The organism is Bacillus sp. FSL K6-3431, assembly GCF_038002605.1.
Classification (GTDB): domain Bacteria; phylum Bacillota; class Bacilli; order Bacillales; family Bacillaceae_C; genus Lederbergia.
Genome location: NZ_JBBOCT010000001.1, coordinates 894053 through 909710 on the forward strand (window position 1 = coordinate 894053; position 15658 = coordinate 909710).

A 15658-nucleotide genomic window follows, 5' to 3' on the forward strand; every position below is an offset into this window, starting at 1 on the left:
ATCTCTCCTCGCATTCGTTAACTCTGTTTAATATACATCACGTTGATAACGTTTCTGTTGCTGCATCTCGGCAAGATATGTAGTTGCTTCTTCTGGACTCATGCTTCCTTCTTGTTCAAAAATTGTGGTAAGTGCAGCATGAACGTCATTAGCCATATTTTTCTCGTCCCCACACACATAAACAACAGCACCTTCTATCAACCATTGATAAAGGTCTTTACTTTTCTCGAGCATCCTGTGTTGTACATAAACTTTTTTGTCTGTATCGCGAGAAAAGGCGACATCCATCCGTGATAAGACACCGTTTTTCAGCCATCTTTGCCATTCAATTTGGTAAATAAAATCTGTTACATAGTGTTGATCTCCAAAAAATAGCCAAGATTTCCCTTGTGCCCCGATCTCTTCTCTTTCCTCAAGGAATGATCTAAATGGGGCAACACCTGTGCCTGGACCAATCATAATGATTGGAACTTCTGGATCAGCGGGTAGTTTAAAATTCGCGTTTCGCTGAATATAAACAGACAAGGAATCACCCGGCTGTACTCGTTCGGCACATTGTATGGAGCAGACGCCGCTGCGATCACGTCCATGCGATTCATAGCGTACCGCTCCAATCGTTAGATGTACCTCTTCTGGATTTGCCTTATAGCTGCTAGCAATGGAATAGAGTCGAGCAGGTAACTTTCGAAGGATATTAACAAAGTCCTCTGCTGTTATATCCCAAGGGGAAAAGTCCTGTACAAGATCCAATAAATCCCGCCCATGAAGATAATTTCTAAGTTCCTGCGCTTTTTCCGGCTGAATAAGTTCTTCCAGTCTTTTATGTGAATGAAACTGTGCTATTTTCTCTAATAAAGGTTTAGTCAATACAGTGATCTCAAAGTTATTTCGAAATGCATCTCTAAGTGAGCGCTTATCGCCCTGCTTACTCACTGTGACTAGTTCTTCTGGGTCCCAACCTAATTCGGCGATCAACTTTTCTACTAGCTCCAAATCGTTCTCGGGATAAATACCCAAGCTGTCGCCAGGTTCAAATTGAAGATTCGCCCCTTCAAGTGATACCTCAAGATGTCTTGTTTCTTTGTTCGATCCCCGGCCATTAAGATTTAAATTTTCAAAAACCTCGGCCTTAAAGGGATTTGTCCGTGAATATGCGGATTGCTCTGAGATTACACCAGCTGCAGAAGGGATTGTGGATATCACTTGTTTTTCGGATATGCCCCCCAACGATTCTATCAAACTACTCGACACATTTTCTAGCCACTCTGCTGCAGCTTCATCATAATCCAAATCACAATCCGCGCGGAGGAATAGTCGCTTCGCACCCAATGCTTCCAGACGCTCATCAAATTGTTTACCAGTATGGCAGAAAAATTCATAGGAACTATCTCCCAATGATAGAACAGAAAATTGTAAGTCATTCAATTTTGGCGCCCTTCTGCCAAATAGGAATTCATAAAATGGTAAAGCATTATCAGGTGGATCACCTTCTCCATGTGTACTTACCACAATTAACAGATGCGTTAGTTTTTTTACATCATTTGGTTTAATATCGCTCATAGATGAAACATGTACCTGAAATCCTTGCTCTATTAATTTTTGTGACATTTCTTCAGCTAACGCTTCGCAATTACCTGTCTGAGACCCGTAAAGGATCGTTAGCTCTTTGGATGTTTTACTTGAATCTACTTCTAATACAGAGACTGGACTATCTTGTAAAGCAAGACCATCAGTAACTGTAGCTGTATTTCCACTATTAGCGGTTAGATACCCGCTTAGCCAGATTTGTTGCCCTGCCGTTAACGTTGGCATTACACGATTGAGGAGCTCAATTTGCTCCTGGTTAAAAGGACTGTTCAATACTTGAAGTTGCAACTATATCCACCTCACATGACAAAATCATTTTCTATTTTAAATCCAATGTTATTTTGATCTTTTTTAGGATTAAGTCCCTGACCTTTTAGATTGGGTTCCCGATGTTTCAGCTTGCTAATACGAGTTCACTTCAATCTAATTTTTTCATTTTTCTCTATTTGGATGACCACATTATCTTGGACGACTAATGTAATAGTTCCATATTTCATCGTATTAAGATGTGTCTTTACATTTTCGATCGCAAGTTCAAAATTATTTTTCCGCCCTCCCATTGTAAGCATCCATCCTTTCAAGGAAATCATTTTGTTTTACATTAGATTTTTTATAGTTTATATGAGTAATATCTTTTAATAATTGTCTTCTTTCTGTCTCATCCCTTACCTTACGTAGTATTTCCTTTCGGGATTTCATAAGGAAGAGAAGATAATCCTCATATGAAACATCATACCTCTCGGCTAGTTCATTACGAATATTTTGTGCAAGAATCGGACTTGCACCGCCCGTTCCTACAGCAATTGTTAGTTTCCCTCGTGTCAGCGTAGCCGGAACTTGGAAACTGCTATGCTCTTGATTATCGATAACATTTACAAGCTGGGTACCAGAACAATTTTTGGCAATTTCCTCATTTAGCTTTCTATTATTTGTAGCTGCAATCACAATTAACGCTGTATCAATGTCACATTGTTCAAACTCTTTAATCATCCAATGAATTTGTTGATTGAAATATAGCTCCTCGACTTGTGGATGGACCGTTGGGCTAATGACAATAACATTGGCACCGGCTTTTAGTAGTCCAATTATTTTCCGGTAGGCAACTATGCCACCACCAACTACAACAGCATTTTTATTCTTCATGTTTAACATGATTGGATAAGATTGCATTTTTATATCGCCCGTATGAGGTCTGTTTTTTCAAGTAGTTCATTCACACGGTCCAAAAGCACTTCCTGGATATTCGGATGATAGCCCAGACTTTCACAAAGAATCAACTGTTGCTCATTACCATTTAGTTGTCGTATTTTTTTTTCGATTCCATTCATTAAAAGACCTGTGAATAATAAATATGGGATGATAAAAATTTGTTTGTGATTCGTTTGTTTAAGTAAGGGCAGTGAATCATTAAAACTTGGTTCTGCTCCATACAAAAAGCAAATATCAACTTGTCGGAAATGGTATTTATCCTGTAAGAGATCTCCGATTTCGGTTAGGTCTCGCTTTACCGCAGGGTCACTGCTTCCTCTCCCAACAAGTAAGATTACCGCGTCATCAGCATTTTCCATTCCTTTTTCAGTAATTCGATCGTACAAACTTTCTATCATTTTCGGATGAATACCAAACGTTTTTCCATACGTAAACTGGATGCTAGGATATTTTCGCTTCGCTTTCTCCAATTCAAGTGGAATATCTTCATTTGCATGTACAGCTGTTAATAGCAGGATCGGCATAACAGCAATTTTAGTAGCACCGCGCTCTACGCACTTCGCAATTCCTTCAAGAATACTAGGTTTGGCTAACTCTAAAAAACAAATTTCTTGAATAGATACATTGATTGCTTTTTTACTCTTTTCAATAAATTGGATGGCTTCATCTACACCTTCTTTCATACGGCTTCCATGACCAATATAGAGCACTGCTTGCACTTGTTTCACTCCTTTTTACATACATTGTTTAGCGGTTTGGTTGGCCTTCCACTTTGACCGATGCTTGGGCTTTTTATTACACATTCACTATTTGTTGTCGTAATGCGGTTGGTTCAAACCACTGAATTTCCTCACGTAACTTAACGACTTCACCAACAATTATCATACTGGGATTCTTTATTTCTGACTTTCTGGCAATTTCAACAATAGTAGAAAGTGTGCCCGTGATTGTATATTGTTCCTCTGTTGTTCCCCAGTGAACCAATGCAACGGGTGTCTGATCCGACCGTCCGTATGTTAATAATTGTCGGCAAATATAAGGTAAATTCCCAACCCCCATATATATAGCCAACGTGTCGACGCCCATTGCTAAGCTTTCCCACCTTACAGAATCGTCTTTACCTTCTTGCATATGTCCAGTCACAATCGCAAAACTCGAACTAAAATCTCGATGAGTAACTGGAATTCCCGCATATGCAGGGGCTGCGATACCTGATGTAATGCCAGGTACTATTTCAAATGCAATCCCATGTGCTGCTAAAAACTGTGCTTCTTCTCCACCCCTCCCAAAGACAAAGGGATCTCCACCTTTTAGTCTTGTTACGATTTTTCCTTTTTGGGCGTATGTCACTAGTAACTGATTGATCTTCTCTTGTGTCTTTCCATGCAAGCCAGGAAGCTTTCCAGAATAAATAAGTTCAGCCCCTGTTTTCGCATATGTTAAGAGTTCTTTATTTATTAAACGATCATACAGGATGACATCTGCTGCCTCTATGCATTTGGCGCCTTTTACTGTGATCAAATCTACATCACCAGGTCCAGCACCTACGATATAAACCTTTCCCATCATCTCGCCCCCAAACCTTTGTGTTTTTTCTACCTACTTACCCTTGAACTGTTTCCTCATGCAGACCGGCAATCAATACCTCTACAACCTCAGGTCTGCTAAATGTCGATGGTAATGGGTCGCCATTCCGAAGCTTTTCTCGCACTTTTGTTCCTGATAATATTTGATGATGACTAGAATCATGAGGGCATGTTTTCGGAGTAGCCATATTGCCGCATTTATTGCAATAAAAACTATGTTCGAAAAATAATAATGTAATTCCAAGTTCATCTGCAGTGAAATGACCAAATATTTTCTGCGCATCATATGTGCCATAATAATTGCCTACACCAGCGTGGTCTCGACCGACGATGAAGTGCGTGCAGCCAAAATTCTTTCTTACCATCGCATGGAATACAGCTTCCCTAGGACCGGCATAGCGCATTGCCGCTGAAAATACACCCAAAAACACATGATCCGCTGCATAATAGTTTTCCAGTAATATCTTATAGCTTTTCAACCGGACATCAGCTGGAATATCATCTTTCTTCGTTTCTCCTACAAGTGGATTTAAAAACAAACCATCGACAATTTCCAAGGCAGACTTTTGAATATATTCATGTGCACGATGAACTGGGTTTCTCGTTTGGAAACCAACTACCGTATTCCAACCAAGTGCTTTAAACCTTCTGCGTGTTTCGATTGGATCAAAATGATAATCGGAAAATTGATTAGCAGGCAAGCGTTTGACAAGCGTAATTGGACCACCAACATATACAACAGAACGTTCAAATAGCTTTTTCACACCAGGATGTTCACGATCTGTAGTTCTATATACAAGTTCAGCCTCATTTTCTTTGTCTGGTGTAAATATATTCGTTACTTCTAATACTCCGTAAACGGTTTGGTTCTTCACTAATTTTACAAGGCCACCAATAGTGAAAGTTTTAGCGTTCTCCGTTGTTGTTGGTAATGTAATTGGTATCGTCCATGGTTCCCCGGTGGAAAGCCTCATATTTGTTAAAACCGAATAATAATCTTCTTCACCTAGAAATCCATCTAATGGACTATATGCACCTGTTCCAATTAACTCCAAATCGCTAATTGCAATTTCATCCAACTCAATAGATTCTTTAATAAAATTATATGGATAGTCGGGATTCCAACGGTTAATTAATGTTCCACCATGTGGTTGACTTAAACTCATATCATATTCCTCCTTAGGTTTGTATACATTCATTATGGTTAATTTTGATGTAGTCCACATTCTGTTTTAGTATTGTTTGCCCAACGTCCAGACCGGGAGCCTGCCGCCATATCGCCTTTAAGAGTACAAGGTTGACATCCTATACTCGGATATCCTTGATCATGGAGTGGATTATATTCCAATTGATGTTGCTTAACATAATCCCATATGTCTTGCCAAGACCAATGAATAAGCGGACATACTTTTATTGATTGAAAGTTTGTATCTTTATTTATAAAATTTGTATTTTTCCTTGTTGGTGATTGCTCCCGCCTTAGTCCTGATATCCATGCAGGAGCCTGACTTAATGCTTCGCGAAGTGGAATGACTTTTCTCATATGGCAGCAACGGTCTGGCTGCCTTTCCCATAGATTTGCACCATACTTTTCCGCTTGCTCATCAACTGTTAAAGCTGGCTTTTTCATTTCAATATTGAGCAAAGGATATCGTTGCTTTACTTTTTTGATTAAGTCATATGTTTCTTGAAAATGAAGTCCAGTATCAAGAAATACAACTTTGGCATCTTGTTTGATTTTTGAAATTAAATCAATTAGCACGATTCCTTCAATCCCAAAACTACAAGCATATACAAGTTCGTCATTGTATTCAGCATAAGCCCACGTCAAAACGTTCAACGCACCTTTATACTCATCATCAATAACAAAATCAGTTTTATCTTCGGCCCATGATTCGTACGTTATTTTTGTCAACTTAGCTTCTCCTTCCTCCTAACGAATCCTTATATAGAAAGACGACCTTAATCAAACAATAGATTAAAGTCGCCTCTATTTTTTATAGTCAGCGAATGTCACTCTCATTTATTTATTCTATATTATCGAATATTAATATAATTATTCCTATGCGTCAACTATGTTTTGGGGAATAATTTTCCTATTTTTCAAATTGGATAGGATTTTGCTATTATAAATATCTTTTTTGCTTCAAAAACGCGATGATTATTTCAATCGATTCATCAATTGTGAGAACATTTGTATCAAGTGTAATTTCAGGATCAAATGGCTCTTCATACGGTGCATCAATACCAGTAAAACCTTTTATTTCACCAGATCTAGCTTTTTTATATAATCCTTTAGGATCACGGGTTTCACATGTTTCTAAACTTGCTTTTACATATATTTCGATAAATTCATCTGCATTTACAAGCTCGCGCACTAAAGTTCGATCTTCACGATATGGCGATATGAATGCAGTTAATGTAAATAATCCGGCATCAACCATTAGTTTTGAAACTTCACCAATTCTCCGGATATTCTCTGTCCTGTCTTCTGGACTAAATCCTAAATTCCTATTTAAACCATGTCGGACATTATCACCGTCAAGTCGATATGTGTGAATTCCTTGTATATATAATTCTTTCTCTAATGCTGTGGAAATGGTCGATTTACCTGATCCTGAAAGTCCGGTGAACCAAAGAACGGCACTTTTATGCTGCTTTAATTCCTGTCTATCTGACTTCGAAACCTCCGATTCATGCCACACAATATTTGTTGAAATTGTCATCGTTCCTTCCTCCTAAAAACTCCTATAGTATATAAGAAAAAATAACTAAATTAGTTTAAAGCCACTAATTAATATCATTATAGCCATAATGGTTCGCAATGGCTTCGCTGGAAATTTGGACGATAAGGTACTTCCAATTAGTACACCCGGTATAGACCCCATCAACAGGTTTATCATTAGTAAGTAATCGACATTACCAAAGCCAGCGTGCATGAATCCAGCAGCTGTAACTAATAAAAAAGCATGAGCAATATCGGTTCCGACTAATTCCGAGGGCCTCATCCGATAAAGGTAAAGCATAGCCAAGGCGAACATAGAACCTGACCCAATCGAGGTCAAACCGACAATAAAACCTAAAACTACTCCAACTACTATCGTTAACGTCCGTTTTTCATCCAAGGATTTCATTTGAAGTTTTGATTCAAATTTATTTTTTCGAAAAGTTTTAATAAGTGTTGTTACTGCAACTAAAATCAATGTATAACCTAGCGCATGTTTTATTATTAATTCTTGATTATGAAAAAAGGAATCAAATAGATGGAGGATTCCGACTGCACATATAGCACTTGGAATACTTCCGATGGCGAGATACTTAACTAACTTAAAATTAATGGTCTTTTGTCTCCAATGCTGAAAAGAACCGAATAATTTCGTAATAGAATTGTATGCAAGATCTGTTCCTACAGCTATTGAGGGACTTATACCAAATAAGATTAATATAGGTGTTAACAAAGCAGCTCCTCCAACACCTGTTAATCCAACCATAAATCCAATAAAAAGTCCCATCGCGATAATACCAATACTCATTAAACGCACTCCCCAGAAAAACCATTATAGATAGATCAGTTGGTGAAAAAGCGATGATTCCGATTGGTTTCCTATAGCTTGCCTAGTCACTGGTCAAGGTAAGAATCATCCTAAACGATATCATTGAACCCTATCATTTATAGGTAAATTATTAGCAGAAAAATAGAATGTACACCTCATAATGATCAAAACCCCTCTCCTTTTACATTTATACAAAAAAGGCATCTTTTTAATCGACACTTTGGTCGATTAGAAAGATGCCTTTAGTTGACTAATTGGCATGTATTACTACTTTCTTAAATTATATGACATTCTTTTAACAGCTCACATCTACAGTCAAGATTATGTTTATGACCCAATAAAACCCACTTCTACATGATTAAGAAGAGGGTTTTAAACATTTTTTCTCTTCTTATCTATTAAGCTTTCGCTTATTGGAATTGGCACAGTACTATGCAGTCTGTTGCCGAGGATTCATTGGGCCACTCCCTCAACCTCTCTGGATAAGATCTGATTTATTAAGTTGAGATTCATATTACATGATTAAAATTCCAAAGTCAATGATTTTTCTGAATTTATTTTTAATCCCATCTGTTTTATCGGTTTTATACTTCTGCTAGCTATCATTTTTCAGTAAAACCTTAAAAATGAATAGTCTTTGTCTGTATAGAATCAATTTTTATAAAGCGTTTTTCAAGAAAAACAAGCTCGAAAGTCAGTATATCGACTTTCAAGCTTATTTAAACCAGCCTTTTTTCCTTGATTGGGTGATCGCTTCAATTCTGTTCGTCACCTCTAGCTTATCTAATATTTGTGAAATATAATTTCGTACTGTTCCAGATTTAATACTTAACTCTTTCGCAATCTCATTTGTGTTTCTTCCTTCTGCCACGAGTTCTAAAACAGCCTTCTCACGTTCAGTAAGTGGATTTTCTTCACTATAGAGGTCATCCATTAATTCTGGTGCATATTCACGCTTTCCCGCCATAACGTTGCGGATTGTATTAGCTAATTCATCACTAGGACTGTCCTTGAGTAAATAGCCCCTTACACCAGCTTTGATCGCTCGCTGAAAATAACCCGATCGTGCAAATGTAGTTAGCACGATAACCTTACAGCCCGTATTTTTTAACTCTTCTGCTGCTTCCAGCCCACTCTTTTTTGGCATTTCAATATCCATAATACAAATATCCGGATTATGTTTTTTCACGAGTGCAATTGCTTCTACTCCATTGCATGCCTTTCCGACAACTTCTATGTCATCTTCCAAGTTGAGCAATGATCCAAGAGCACCTAACATCATTTGCTGGTCTTCCGCAATAACGATTCGAATCAATGCGCATCCTCCTTAACTACACTAGGAACTTTCATAATAATTGTTGTACCATCTTCTGATATAATATCTAAGTTTCCATTAATAAATTCCAATCGTTCTCTTATTCCTTTTAAGCCATGCTTATCGGAAAGGTCCGTATTAGCGATCATTCCGCCCCCATTATCATGAACGGTAATGCATATATCATTGGTTGATTGTTTAATCGTAATATGGCAGGAAGTTGCTTTACTATGTTTTACAACATTTGTGACTGCTTCTTTCATACACATACTTAAAATATTTTCAAGAAATAAAGAAACATTGGATAGGTTTACATGGTGATCCCCACTGAAATTAATTCCAGCTGCTTTAAGTATTTGTTTTACACGAATGATTTCTTCCTTTAATCGTATCCCACGCATTTGTGAAACCATTGTTCTTACTTCATTTAGTGCTGTTCTGGCCGTTTGCTGGACATCTTTTATTTCTGACCGCGCTTGTTCTGGATCCTTATAGATTAATTTCCTAGCCAAGTCGCTTTTTAAACCGATAAGCGAGAGTTTTTGACCGAGTGTATCATGTAAGTCGCGAGCAATTCGTTGTCGCTCTTCCTGTTTTACAAGTTCAGATATTTTTGTATTAGCATCTTCTAGTTGTTCTTCTAGTTTATCTTGTTTTTTTCGATTATAAAGGTTAAATGGTAGTAAAATTACACTAATCCAAATAATAATAATAAAAGGTAATTGGCTTAAAAATAATGGATTTTGGATGACAATATTATAATTAATAGAAACAGTCGTGAACACAAGATGGATGATATAAAGTGTTAAAAATGCAATTCGATTTTTAATATTTCCATTGTAATAAGCAATATAAAAAGCGAAATAGACATATTGAAAAATGATCGTCATCGTAATTGAAATAGCAATTAAAATACTCGTCCACAAATAGACGGGCCATTTCGTTGAGATGAACGCAAAACGATAGGCGATAAAAAATAAAATGGTCAGTATTAATCCAATGATGATCTCAATTGTTTTTGAAGATTGAAAGATAAAATAAAATGGCAAAATACTGAAAACCGTCCATATATAAGGAGATATACCTGAACCTTTTAAAGATTTAATCATTCTTTTTTTCATAAACTACCTCTTCTTTGAAAAACTTAGCTTTTTTTTCCATTATAACATAATGCTATCACTTCTATCAGGCAGGGATAGTTTGTTCGTAACTGAATAAAGTTTAAATATAACAAAGCTCTAATTATTATGATTTAGTCTTGGAAGCTCGCTATAAATGGCTGCAATTTCCTCTATTGGTATCCTTACTAATCCACTAGATGATGGAGCGACAAAATCGAGTGTTCCGGGAATGACCGATTTTGTTTGCCCCCCCCACGGAAGCTTCTTCAGACCGCTGTATTGCTGGTATACTCCTTTTCCAACAAAGCAGACAATCTTTGGTTTATATTCATTAATTTTGGTTTTTAAACATTCTCTTCCTATCTGATATTCTTCGGGGGTAATTTCTTCTGCACTTTTCGTTGGTCTATCCACTATATTTGTAAGGCCATATCCAATATCTAGTAGCTTGAAATCTTCTGTCGGTTGATATTTTCTATCCGTGATTCCGGCTTTATGTAAAATGGTCCAAAATCGATTTGTTGGATTAGCAAAGTGATGACCTGTTTCACTGGACCGGATACTCGGATTAAACCCAACAAATAGCACATCTAAATTTACTCTTATATGGTCAGAGATTGGCTTCATGAAGTAACGCATCCTTTTTCATTTTGCGCTCTGTTCTATAAAGATTTACTTAATTGAACAGAACTTTACTGTGTCTCAATTAAAGCATATATTCCTTGAAGCAGCAAAAGCATATTGAATATATAGTAGCTGTTGGCTTTAATTATTGAATTAAACTTTCAGCTGCTGTAGCTATTTTAGAGCCCCCATTCAAAAGAAAGTTCTTTTTGAAGCCCAGTGCTTAACTTTTTCGACTAAGTTATTCACGAATGGCCCTTTAGCTATTTGATACTCATGAGTATTATCAGGAAACTGTTTTGCCAGTCTTACTTTTAGTTCCCCGTACCTTTTACCTTTCCGGTTTTTGGCATGCGCCCTTAGTAATTGCAGGTGTTTTAAAATGATAACCAGATGTGACCGATTGGATATATTTCTTCCACATAGATAAAAAGCCCCCTTTCTTTAGTAAGAATATTATCTACGTCTTTTGTCAGATAAGGAAACCTTAATACTATTCGGTTATATCGACTGAAATGTTTCATTAATAACAGACATCTTTCTTATTGCACTTACTGAGCCTGTGTCACTTTGGCCAAAAATGGAAACAACTTAAGAAATGGGGGATACTTTATCTTCAAATCTGTCTTTCAATTAAAGATTTTAACGGATAAAAGCCTAATCACACCGTATTTTTATCGATGGCTTTATAATTTGAAATAATATAAAAAACATCAGATAGGTAAAGAATGAATTGGTTTTGAATTGTTCAATCATTAAAATTCATTAGGTTTTGATACATAGTAACGAACTGCTTTGTCTGATCCAAATCCATTTTAACCTCAACGTTTTCCCAGTCAAATTCATCTGGACTTTTTTTTTATTTTCTTCTTTTTCATGCTCTAGAAAAGGGGTCTGTCCCCCATCACGTAATAAGTGGTCTAAAAATATGAAGTTGTGAACTAAACGATGAAATAAAAAACAAAATAAGGAAACGAAAACGAGGTTAACAATATGTGGAATTTTCAAAGGAGAAACAAACAAGACAGGTAGAACGTAAGTTCTATCTGTCTTTATACACAACTATTATATCCGTGCAAGCCTTTTCCCTTTTGCATAATATATGCGCCAACATATTATTCTGTGAAACAAGAAAAGTCGGGGAGTGACAGGCACTATGTTCCCAAGAAGAATGCTTAAAGAGATTAAGAGCCTATAACAATGAAAAGATGCGTTCTCTACATAATACTTATCAGATTTTAGTCAATGATTACCTTCCCCGCCTTCAAAAATATGAACATCAAGTAGTGCTTTATATCGAGCTGCTTAATCTAAGAGCTGAATCAGTTCTCTATCCAACTCTTTTGATCATCGATAACTGCCTTAACCCGATCTTCATATTCTCTTAAAATTTCTGGGACACTGTGACTTCCATTCGCTAGCTCTTCTATTAGATCACCTCTAAATTCATCGAGTACATTATCATAGATTGACCTTCGCTCTGGTCCACCATTATACATATGGTAAAAAAATGCTCCTGTATTTTTATCGGCCATACGTGGATCGTCTGCATAAATTTGACTTTGAATCTCTTTATCGGCTAATGGTGTACTTAGCCCTTTTCTTACTTGCTTTATCTGATATTCATCTGATAAAAGATAGGTGAATGCTTCAAAAGCCTGTTCTTTATATTGACTAGTTGCAGAAACACCAATTGCCGCTCCACCTTGAACAGGGGTTATTCCAGGTAGATCCTCAAAAGTAGGCCACGAGACCATATCCCAGTTCAACCCTGTATCCTCTTCCGCTTGAAGTAATGGCCCGACATCTTTGAAACGAGCAGACATCGCTGTTTGTCCATTCACCACCCATGAGGCTTCATTATTACCCGGTATTTGCCTCATTTCTTTAAATAAATCGAATCCCGCTCTTAAACCTGTTGAGTTGGTAAACACTGGTTCATCCGTATCTGGATCAACATAGGTAACATCATACGCCTCACCCGGAAAGAATGGATTCCAAATTTCCAAACCATAGTATTGGGTACCATCATATTCCTTAGTTAGTTGTCTAGCCAGATTTAGTATTTCGTCCCATGTCATACCATCGGAAGGATATTCAACACCAAATAGATCAAATATGTCTTTGTTATAAAAAAGAGCTAAGAGATCTGGCTCATAAGGAAGTAAATACAATTCTTGATTAAGAGCATACGACCGAATTCGCGACAATAAGCCCGGCTCAATTCGCTCTAGGTCAAACCCCTGTGCCTCCACTAACTCATCCATATCATACGCTAACTGCGATTCCATATAAACCGGAATTCGATAGGCATTTAACGTATTATAAATATCAGGTTGAACTTGTGCTGCTAGCATTTCCTGTAAGCTTTCTCTGTTCGAATGTGCGGTATAAAACTCAATTGTAATATGCGGAAACTTTTCTTCAATTGCTTCTTTAGCTACCTCGTAGCGTTCCGGGTGATCGGATGCCCATATTAGAGTAATTTCTTCCTCATCAGTCGTTCCATCATTTTCAGCCTCACTATCAATATTGGCCCCTTCTTGTGTAGAGCATGCACTAAGGCTAAACAATACTATTATCAATAAGCTTATATTTAAGGTGAGCCGTTTCATCTCCTAACCTCCATTTTCAAAAAATATATACTAAAATTGCTGAAACAATTCCACTACACAATCAACTTAACAGAAGAATCATTTAACACTTCTTCTTTTGTAGATGCCGATACTACACCCGGATAGGCTTTACAAGCCTACCTTGTCAAATTCCCCCATTACAAACTTCATATTCACATCGTCAATAATATTTGAATTTGACATCCTATTTCGTTATACTAGCATCATTAATTTCCTTTATATTTTCCAACGCAATTTTCGGCGTCCGATCTTCTCTTAATAAGCCGTTAATTTCTTGTTGCACATCAGTTATTTGTGTATAGAAATATCCACTTATAAAGGGTATAGCTTTAATAGCATTGGTTATTTACCTATAGCGTTTTAAAAACGCTCCCTCTGTTTCTACTTGATTTCCATACCCCCAGCCACTACCATCATTAAAAGCAATACCTCCATATTCAGTTAGCATGACAGGATGTCCCTATATTCATAACCTTCAGCAAATGCATATTTATGATTGTTGTGGGGAATTTCATTGTTTAGAATTCGCTCCTTATCCTTATACCGCTCGTAGAACACTTCACCTAACTCTTCATAATCATGCAATGCAATAATATCCGAAATCGTATGCTCCCAGTTGTCATTCACAATAACTGGACGGTCAGGATCGATTGATTTTGTTAGATAATAAATGGCCTCTGAAAATTTTTGCTGTTTTTCATCCGTAAGAATATTGGGTACTCCCCAAGATTCATTAAAAGGAACACAGGTAATGATAGAAGGATGATTATAATGTTGTTGTATAATCTACAGCCACTCTCGTATAAAGCCTTCAATCGCCTCATCTGAAAATTCATAAGTGGCAGCCATTTCAGACCATACAAGTAATCCTTTTTTATCACACAAATATAAAAATTGCTCATCTTCAATCTTTTGATGCTTTCGAACACCGTTAAAACCCATTTGAAGTGTTTTTTCAATATCCTCTATCATCGCTTCATCCGATGGAGGAGTCAGCATTGTATCTGTTCAATAACCTTGATCTAACAAAAGCTTTTGGTAAAATGGTGAATTATTTAAAAGCACTTGCCCGTTTTTTATAGATATTTTCCTCATGCCAAAATAGGAATCTACTTCATCTACAAGTTCACCCCCTACATATAAACGAAAGTTAACATCATACAGATTTGGGTGTTGCGGTGTCCAATGCATAACTTTCCACTCATGTATTTCTGAAGCAATCTCTACGTCAAGACTCATATGGGAACGATCTGGATTCATTGAAAATTGCTTTACCCTCTTACCAGCAAATGTAATAGTCGTTTCTAGTTTAGAATCTTCAGTAATATCACCATGCAATTATAATCAAAAACAACAGATTTTCTATCTATATTGGGGGTAATCTTTACATGTTCAATGCTTTCTTGGTTTAAAAATTCTAGCCAAACGGTTTGCCATATACCTGTGTTCTGGACATACCAGCAGCCAAAGTTCTTATCTATCCAACGCTGTTTCCCCTTGGCTGATAGCAACTTTGGCTATCCTCTACTTTTACGACCAACTCATTTTCTTTTGTGCTATCAACAGCATGGCTAATATCAAAAGAAAACCCAGCATCCCCCCTATGTGATTGCCTATATAAATTCCATTCACCCATACTTTCGTTACATAATCAGATGCTTGGAATCGCAAGATAACTCTTTTACCTATATCCTCCTTTGGTATATCAAATGTCCTCTGATACCAAATATACGGATGAAACTGTTTCTCTCCTATACCCCTAGCTTTTGTTTCATAAGTAAAAGGTACTTGAATCTCTGAAGATAAAGATGGATTTTCATACCATAATACTTTTTCACCGATATTATGGTCATCAAATGCAAATTTCCAAACCCCGTTTAAGTTGACCCATGATTGTCGATGAAATTGTGGTCTCGGGTATTCCGTTCTTTGATATGTTGTTACAGTCGTCGTCATCTACCATACCCTCCCTTTATAATGTTTTCTCATTAAAGGGGATGCCAAAATAGCAACACCAAGTTCTGGT

General features: G+C 37.0%; 14 protein-coding genes, 1 pseudogene and 1 riboswitch. All 15 genes and pseudogenes read right to left on the bottom strand.

From position 1 onward, the window contains the following. Window positions 1-27 precede the first annotated feature (27 nt). The gene (locus MHB53_RS04535; protein WP_340915958.1) at window positions 28-1875 is read right to left on the bottom strand and encodes an assimilatory sulfite reductase (NADPH) flavoprotein subunit; all 1848 of its coding nucleotides are present in this window, start codon (window positions 1873-1875) and stop codon (window positions 28-30) included. Between the two features lie 125 nt (window positions 1876-2000). After that, window positions 2001-2147, bottom strand: a complete 147-nt coding sequence (locus MHB53_RS04540; RefSeq protein WP_340915959.1) for a YezD family protein — start codon at window positions 2145-2147, stop codon at window positions 2001-2003. Then, a complete protein-coding gene (locus tag MHB53_RS04545; protein ID WP_340915960.1) occupies window positions 2128-2757 on the bottom strand; it encodes a precorrin-2 dehydrogenase/sirohydrochlorin ferrochelatase family protein in 630 nt (209 codons plus the stop codon). The genes MHB53_RS04540 and MHB53_RS04545 overlap by 20 nt, the downstream gene beginning before the upstream one ends. 2 nt (window positions 2758-2759) lie before the next feature. After that, complete coding sequence (locus MHB53_RS04550; RefSeq protein ID WP_340915961.1) at window positions 2760-3515, bottom strand: sirohydrochlorin chelatase; 756 nt, start codon at window positions 3513-3515, stop codon at window positions 2760-2762. Window positions 3516-3591: 76 nt separating this feature from the next. Further along, entirely contained in the window at window positions 3592-4362 is a 771-nt protein-coding gene (cobA, locus tag MHB53_RS04555) for a uroporphyrinogen-III C-methyltransferase (protein WP_340915962.1), read from the bottom strand. A 37-nt stretch (window positions 4363-4399) separates the two neighbouring features. Then, the gene (gene sat / locus MHB53_RS04560; protein WP_340915963.1) at window positions 4400-5548 is read right to left on the bottom strand and encodes a sulfate adenylyltransferase; all 1149 of its coding nucleotides are present in this window, start codon (window positions 5546-5548) and stop codon (window positions 4400-4402) included. 38 nt (window positions 5549-5586) lie between these two features. Continuing rightward, window positions 5587-6297: a phosphoadenylyl-sulfate reductase gene (locus MHB53_RS04565; protein WP_340915964.1), complete on the bottom strand. Its 711-nt coding sequence runs from the start codon at window positions 6295-6297 to the stop codon at window positions 5587-5589. A 211-nt stretch (window positions 6298-6508) separates the two neighbouring features. Further along, entirely contained in the window at window positions 6509-7108 is a 600-nt protein-coding gene (gene cysC / locus MHB53_RS04570) for an adenylyl-sulfate kinase (RefSeq protein ID WP_340915965.1), read from the bottom strand. A 45-nt stretch (window positions 7109-7153) separates the two neighbouring features. Further along, window positions 7154-7915: a sulfite exporter TauE/SafE family protein gene (locus MHB53_RS04575; protein ID WP_340915966.1), complete on the bottom strand. Its 762-nt coding sequence runs from the start codon at window positions 7913-7915 to the stop codon at window positions 7154-7156. Window positions 7916-8324: 409 nt separating this feature from the next. After that, window positions 8325-8425: riboswitch (SAM riboswitch) on the bottom strand. A 226-nt stretch (window positions 8426-8651) separates the two neighbouring features. After that, entirely contained in the window at window positions 8652-9251 is a 600-nt protein-coding gene (locus MHB53_RS04580; RefSeq protein ID WP_340915967.1) for a response regulator transcription factor, read from the bottom strand. Further along, on the bottom strand, window positions 9248-10372 hold the full coding sequence (locus MHB53_RS04585; protein WP_340915968.1) for a sensor histidine kinase: 1125 nt from the start codon (window positions 10370-10372) through the stop codon (window positions 9248-9250). Before MHB53_RS04585 ends, MHB53_RS04580 begins: the two co-directional genes overlap by 4 nt. A gap of 117 nt (window positions 10373-10489) precedes the next feature. Next, complete coding sequence (mug, locus tag MHB53_RS04590) at window positions 10490-10999, bottom strand: G/U mismatch-specific DNA glycosylase (protein ID WP_340915969.1); 510 nt, start codon at window positions 10997-10999, stop codon at window positions 10490-10492. A gap of 189 nt (window positions 11000-11188) precedes the next feature. Beyond that, the gene (locus MHB53_RS26240; protein ID WP_445661497.1) at window positions 11189-11368 is read right to left on the bottom strand and encodes a GrpB family protein; all 180 of its coding nucleotides are present in this window, start codon (window positions 11366-11368) and stop codon (window positions 11189-11191) included. Window positions 11369-12318: 950 nt separating this feature from the next. Next, window positions 12319-13611 (bottom strand): ABC transporter substrate-binding protein, encoded by a 1293-nt coding sequence (locus MHB53_RS04595; protein ID WP_340915970.1) that lies wholly within the window; start codon window positions 13609-13611, stop codon window positions 12319-12321. Between the two features lie 205 nt (window positions 13612-13816). Beyond that, a pseudogene (locus MHB53_RS04600) lies at window positions 13817-15588 on the bottom strand (glycoside hydrolase family 2 protein). Window positions 15589-15658 lie beyond the last annotated feature (70 nt).